Source organism: Bacteroides sp. RTP31139st1_H2_RTP31139_211217, from assembly GCF_040227615.1.
In the GTDB taxonomy this organism is placed as follows: Bacteria; Bacteroidota; Bacteroidia; order Bacteroidales; family Bacteroidaceae; genus Bacteroides; species Bacteroides uniformis.
In genome coordinates this window covers 34295-40773 of sequence record NZ_JBCNZM010000030.1, presented here as the reverse complement: position 1 = coordinate 40773, position 6479 = coordinate 34295, and the positions used below count along the sequence as shown (strand labels likewise).

Here is a 6479-nt window from a genome sequence, read left to right as displayed (position 1 = left end):
ATATAAGCAATGCGTCCGCCAGAATATTCATCCACCTTCTTGCGGCAGTTTTCCACCCAGCGCTTATACAACAGCTCATTCTGGGCACCGTAAGATATGGGCTTCAAGGTTTCTTCAAACCGCTTTCCGGTAACAGGATCATAGACCGAGAGAATCACCTTGCGGCCTGCCTTACCTTCGAGTAACGGGAAATAATCAGCGCCAGCCTTAATGGCAACACCATCCACTTTCTCGATAATACAGCCAGGCTTGACATCCGTCTTTTTCTTCGTCAATGGACTCTGAGCTATAATTTCTTTAATCTTCAGTCCATCGCCCGCATAAGCTTCATCATAGAACACTCCCAAAGCAGCCGTAGGAAGTGCTGCGCCCGAAGCATAATAACGCGCTCCCGTATGAGAACCGTTCAATTCACCCAGCATCTCACTCAGCATTTCCGCAAAATCGTAGTTATTGTTGATATACGGCAAGAAGCGCTTATAAGTTTCTTTGTATCCATTCCAGTCCGTACCTTGCAAGTCTGCCACATAGAACTTATCATTTACCTGCTGCCAGATGTGGTCGAAGATATATTCACGCTCACCATAAGGGCGGTAATCGAAGAAAGCCTCAAATTCAATTGGAGAAATCTTGCTGCCTTCAATCTCTATCTTCTTCATTCCGTCGCGGGCACAAAGGAAGATATTCTTCCCTTCCTTGTCAGGCTGCAAAGCGCCTGCACCTACTTTCTTCAAAAGAACTTTTGTAACATTCTCTTTCAGATTGTGTTCCCAAAGATCGTACCCATCCTCGAAAACAGAAAGATAATAGAGTTTATCCCCTTTAGCAGAAAGCATGGCATCTGCCATATGCGAGGAGTTGACGGTCAGGCGTACAATACGGTCAAAGCGGTTTGCGAGGTCGAACTTTAACGGCTCTACCTTTTTCTCCTTATCTTTGTCGGCATCCCCTTTTTTCTTCTTGGCATCCTTTTCGTCTTTCTTCCCGGCTTTTTCCTTCTCCGCCTTCTCCGCTTCCTCGAGTAAAGCGGTTTCTTCCTTGTTCATCAAAAAACGGTCGTATGCTTCAGCATCAAAGAACATGATATAAGTATCGTCTTCGGCTCCCCAACTGCCGTGGCTGCGATACCCCGCACGGTCACTGGTCCAAATCATGGCTTTTCCACCCAATACCCATTTGGCATTGCCATCGTTGTATCCGCTCTCGGTCAGGTTCACCATTTCACCCTTGCCATCGGCATTCAGCAGCACAACATCTTTGTTGTTCCATCCACCTACACCGATATAGTCCGAAAGAATCCATTTGCTGTCCGGACTCCACTGAAACCACTGGTCACCGTCCGAATAAGAGTATTGATACTTGCCATCCATAACGGTACGCACATCCTTTGTCTTCAAATTGATGACACGGATGGTGCTGCGGTTTTCGAGAAAGGCAATCTCTTTACCGTCAGGGCTGTATTGGGGTTGGAAAGAAGCGGCATCCGAGTTTATCAAGCGTTCTTCCTTCAGCGCTGTGGCATAGGTAAACAGCTTTTCATCCTTACGCACAATCGTCGAAGTGTAAAGTTGCCAAAGCCCGCCACGCTCGGAAGCATAAACCAGTGTCCGCCCATCGGGGGCAAAGTCTACGGTACGTTCCTGACAAGAAGTATTCGTTATCTGCTTCGTAGTCTTATATTCCACTGAAGTGACGTAGACATCGCCGCGCAAAACGAAAGCCACTTCCTTACCATCCGGAGACACTGCCATTTCCGTGGCACCGCTACTCTTAATCTGGCGGATAATATCCTTGTCGTTTCTGTCGGAAACAATGCTGATGTTCACCTTTTGCGCTTCTCCACCGGGAAGCAGGGTGTAAATCTCACCATCAAATCCATAGCACAACCTTCCGTCCGTAGCGGCACTGAGATAGCGTACCGGATTTTTGGTATAGTGCGTCAACTGCACGGCCTTCGCATCTCCGGGAGTACGTCGGTAGATATTGAAAGAGCCGTTTTCCTCACTCAGATAGTAGAATGTTTTTCCATCAGGAGCCCAAACCGGTTCACGGTCTTCTCCTCCGAAAGTGGTCAGCTGGCGGTACTGCGGTTCTTTTCCCGGAGTATACATCCAGATGTCACGGGCAATGGGCGATACGTGATGTTTACGCCAGTAGTCCTCGTAACCTTTCTTATCTTGATACAACATCGCTCCCTCCTTATTGATGGAGATGCACTCCATAGGCATGGACGAAATCATCGTCGGGCGCCCTCCCTCCACTGATACTCGATAGACCTGGTTGAACTGCCCGTTAGAGGGAAAGACAACAGCCTCGGCAGACGGCATGATGCCCGCAGAAAACAAGACATGTCCGGCATCTGTAAAAGCAAGCGGCGTTTCGCTTCCCGAGTGGGTAGTCAGCCGTCGTGGTTCGCCTCCGTCTTTGGCCACAATGTAGACGTCCAGGCTTCCCATACGGTCCGAAGCAAAAGCAATCCGCTTACTGTCCGGACTCCATACCGGAGCCGTATCATATGCGGGATTGGTAGTTATCTGCATGGCACGTCCACCGGCAACCGGCACCGTATAGATGTCTCCTTTATACGTAAAAGCAATGGTGGTCCCATCGGGAGAGATGACACTATGACGCATCCACAGCGGAGCATCCTGCGCAAAAGTAAAACCAGCCAGGCAAGCGGCAGCAATACCTAATAGTAGTTTTTTCATAATGATTCTTGTTTTTGGAGAATAAAAAAACCTCACGACTTTTCCTTTCGGAAAAAGACCGTGAGGTTTGCTTATCATTTTAAGTTACCCTCAATTAGAGAGCACCTACTTCCTTCAAAGCGGCATTTGTCTTGTGAACGGCAGCAGCGCTGGCAGCAAATTTAGCTTTTTCGTCAGCAGTCAGTTCCAGTTCAACGATTTTCTCGATACCGTTCTTGCCAAGGATTACGGGAACACCGATACAGATGTCTGATTCACCGTATTCTCCTTCCAGATATACTGAACAAGGAATCATCTTCTTCTGGTTGTGGATGATAGACTCAACGACATAAGCGCCTGCCGCACCCGGAGCATACCATGCAGAAGTACCCAGCAACTTAGTCAGTGTAGCACCACCTACCATAGTAGAAGCTACCACTTCGTTCAGTTTTTCTTCGCTCAGCAGTGTGCTTACCGGCTGTCCTTTGTAAGTAGCCAGACGAGCCAACGGAATCATGGTAGTATCACCGTGACCACCGATAACCATGCCTTCCACTTCGTTGGCGTTGCAGCCCAAAGCCTGAGACAAGAAATATTTGAAACGAGAGCTATCCAAAGCACCACCCATACCGATGATACGGTTCTTCGGCAAGCCCAGAGACTTCAATGACAGATAAGTCATGGTATCCATCGGGTTGGAGATAACCACAAGGATAGCATTCGGAGAATATTTCAAGATGTTCTGTGCAACCGACTTAACGATACCTGCATTAACACCGATCAATTCTTCACGAGTCATACCCGGTTTACGGGGAATACCGGAAGTAATCACTACAACGTCGGAGTTGGCAGTCTTCTCATAATCGTTGGTACAACCTACAACAGTGGTGTCGAAGCCCAGCAGTTGAGCAGTCTGCATCATATCCATTGCCTTACCTTCTGAAACGCCTTCTTTCACGTCCAGCATTACCACTTCGTCAGCCACTTCATTAAAGGCTAACACATTAGCGCATGTAGCACCTACGTTACCTGCACCTACTACGGTTACTTTTGACATAATTTCTAAAGTTTTTTGTTTATAAGTGTTCTTTAAAGATGACGCAAAAGTACAGCGAACTTCGTAATTAGAGAAATATTTCCGTAATAATTTTAGTTAAATACACATTTAGCCAATGATTAGTGGACGATGATTAATGATTAATGATTAATTTTGCGGACGATTAATGAATGTAGGACGAATAATCAGCCACCAACCATTAATCACTTAACCATTAATCATTATCAAAAATGGCAGTTAAGAAGAATACACTTCTCATCGTGGCAGGCAGCCTCCTTATCTTATTATTAATAGGAGTTACCATTCTGCTGATTTCCGAAAAGCAAACCAACAAGGAACTGGTGATGGAATTCAATCTGGATAAAGAAGACCTTGAAAATCAATACACAGACTTCGCCAGACAATATGACGAGCTGAAGTTGACAGTCTCCAACGACTCCCTCTCCGTACTCTTGGAGCAGGAACAATTGAAGACCCAACGTTTATTGGAAGAACTCCGCACCGTGAAGAGCAGCAATGCCACCGAGATACGCCGTCTGAAGAAGGAACTGGCCTCTCTCCGCAAAGTCATGATAGGCTATATCAACCAGATTGACTCGCTAAACCGCCTGACTGCTCAACAGAAGGAAATCATAGCCGATGTCACCAAGAAGTACAACGCCGCTTCCCGGCAAATCAGCAACTTGTCCGAAGAGAAGAAGAACCTGACCAAGACCGTGACACTTGCCGCCCAACTGGACGCCACCAACATCTCTGTGCAGCCCACAAACAAACGCGGCAAGACTGCCAAGAAGGTGAAAGACATCGTGAAGTTCAAAATAAACTTCTCCATCGTGAAAAACATCACTGCAGAGACCGGCGAACGTACCCTCTACATCCGCATCACCAAACCGGACAATGACGTGCTGACCAAAAGTTCCTCGAACACCTTCCCATACGAGAACCGGGAACTGGTATATTCCATCAAGAAGTATATAGAATACAACGGAGAAGAGCAAGCCGTCACCGTATATTGGGATGTAGAAGAATACCTCTATGCAGGCACCTACCGCGTAGACATTTTTGCTGACGGTACCCTTATCGGTTCGCAATCATTCAGCTTGAATTAATACAAAAAAATCTAAATTATTTTGCAATATCATTGAAAGCCTATACATTTGCATCGTTGTTTATGCAATTATTGTTGCTGTATAAACAACAGATTCATCACCTTAATTAATGTATAGCCCAATGAAAAAGTTCTTCTGTTTCATCTGTTTGGCATACCTATCCTTCCCCATGAAGGCCCAGGAAGCATTAAGCTTGGATAGTTGCCGTGCATTGGCAATCTCCAACAACAAAGAACTGCTGATAAGCCAGGAAAAAATCAACGCTGCCCACTATCAAAGGAAAGCGGCATTTACTAATTACCTTCCCAACATTTCGGCCAGCGGCGGATATATGCGCAGTCAAAAAGAGTTGTCCATCCTCAGCGACGCTCAGAAAGGAGCCTTGTCCGGATTGGGTACAAGTCTCAGCGGACCGTTACAGCAGGCTGCCCAAGTCATCGCACAGCTTCATCCAGAACTGGCAGGCCAATTGCCGGCTTTAGGACAAAGCCTGGTAGGTGCCCTCGACGGTGCAGGCCAATCCTTGGTTGACGCCTTTCGTACAGACACCCGCAACATGTATGCGGGCGCACTGACCTTGACCCAACCCCTATATATGGGCGGCAAGATACGTGCCTACAACAAAATTACCAAATACGCCGAAGAGCTGGCCCGCCAGCAGCACAACACCGGTATGCAGGAAGTAATCCTGAGTACAGACCAGGCATATTGGCAGGTAGTGTCCCTTGCCCATAAAAAGAAGCTGGCAGAAGGTTATCTGAAACTACTGCAGAAGCTCGACAGCGACGTTGACAAAATGATTGCCGAAGGCGTTGCCACCAAAGCAGACGGACTCTCCATCAAAGTAAAAGTGAATGAGGCCGAAATGACCCTGACCAAAGTAACCGATGGCCTGAGCCTTGCCCGGATGCTGCTGTGCCAATTGTGTGGTCTCGACCTTTCCACTCCCGTCATGCTCACAGACGAACAGAAGGAAGACCTGGCTCCCACTACTCCGGAAAACGGTGCCATCGACATCAACAATGTTTATGCTACCCGTCCCGAAGTGCGTAGCCTGGAACTTGCCACGCAGATTTATAAGCAGAAAGTAAATGTCACCCGTTCGGAATATCTTCCTTCCATAGCACTAATGGGCAGCTATATGGCAACCAACCCTTCCGTCTTCAACAGTTTCGAGAAAAAGTTCAAGGGGATGTGGAATGTGGGTGTCATGGTGTCGGTACCCATCTGGCACTGGGGCGAAGGCATCTATAAAGTAAAAGCAGCCAAATCGGAAGCACGCATCGCCCAATACCAGTTGGATGACGCCAAAGAAAAGATAGAGCTGCAGGTCAACCAGTCGGCTTTCCAAGTGAACGAAGCTGCCAAGAAACTGACCATGGCCGAAAAGAACCTGGAAAAAGCCAACGAGAACCTGAGATACGCCACACTTGGCTTTGAGGAAGGCGTTATACCTGCCAGCAATGTGCTCGAAGCGCACACCGCATGGCTTTCTGCCCAATCGGAAAAGATAGACGCACAGATTGACGTAAAACTGACGGAAATCTATCTGAGAAAGGCAACGGGGGAATTGACAATTGATAATTGATAGTTTCTTCAATCGTAAATAGTAAACAGTCAAATAGT

General features: G+C 47.2%; 4 protein-coding genes. 2 read left to right on the top strand and 2 right to left on the bottom strand.

Translation table 11 applies throughout. From position 1 onward, the window contains the following. Both ABUA47_RS07205 and mdh read right to left on the bottom strand, forming a co-directional pair. A partial coding sequence (locus tag ABUA47_RS07205) for a PDZ domain-containing protein (protein WP_349831494.1) occupies nt 1–2708 on the bottom strand: 2708 nt, incomplete at its 3' end. 94 nt (nt 2709–2802) lie between these two features. Beyond that, nucleotides 2803–3744 (bottom strand): malate dehydrogenase, encoded by a 942-nt coding sequence (gene mdh, locus ABUA47_RS07200; protein ID WP_005829779.1) that lies wholly within the window; start codon nt 3742–3744, stop codon nt 2803–2805. A 230-nt stretch (nt 3745–3974) separates the two neighbouring features. Between mdh and ABUA47_RS07195 the strand changes: the two genes are divergently transcribed. Both ABUA47_RS07195 and ABUA47_RS07190 read left to right on the top strand, forming a co-directional pair. Continuing rightward, nucleotides 3975–4853: a hypothetical protein gene (locus ABUA47_RS07195; protein WP_005829777.1), complete on the top strand. Its 879-nt coding sequence runs from the start codon at nt 3975–3977 to the stop codon at nt 4851–4853. A 121-nt stretch (nt 4854–4974) separates the two neighbouring features. Next, nucleotides 4975–6441, top strand: coding sequence for a TolC family protein (locus tag ABUA47_RS07190; RefSeq protein WP_008664221.1), 1467 nt, complete (start codon nt 4975–4977; stop codon nt 6439–6441). The last annotated feature ends 38 nt before the right edge of the window (nt 6442–6479 follow it).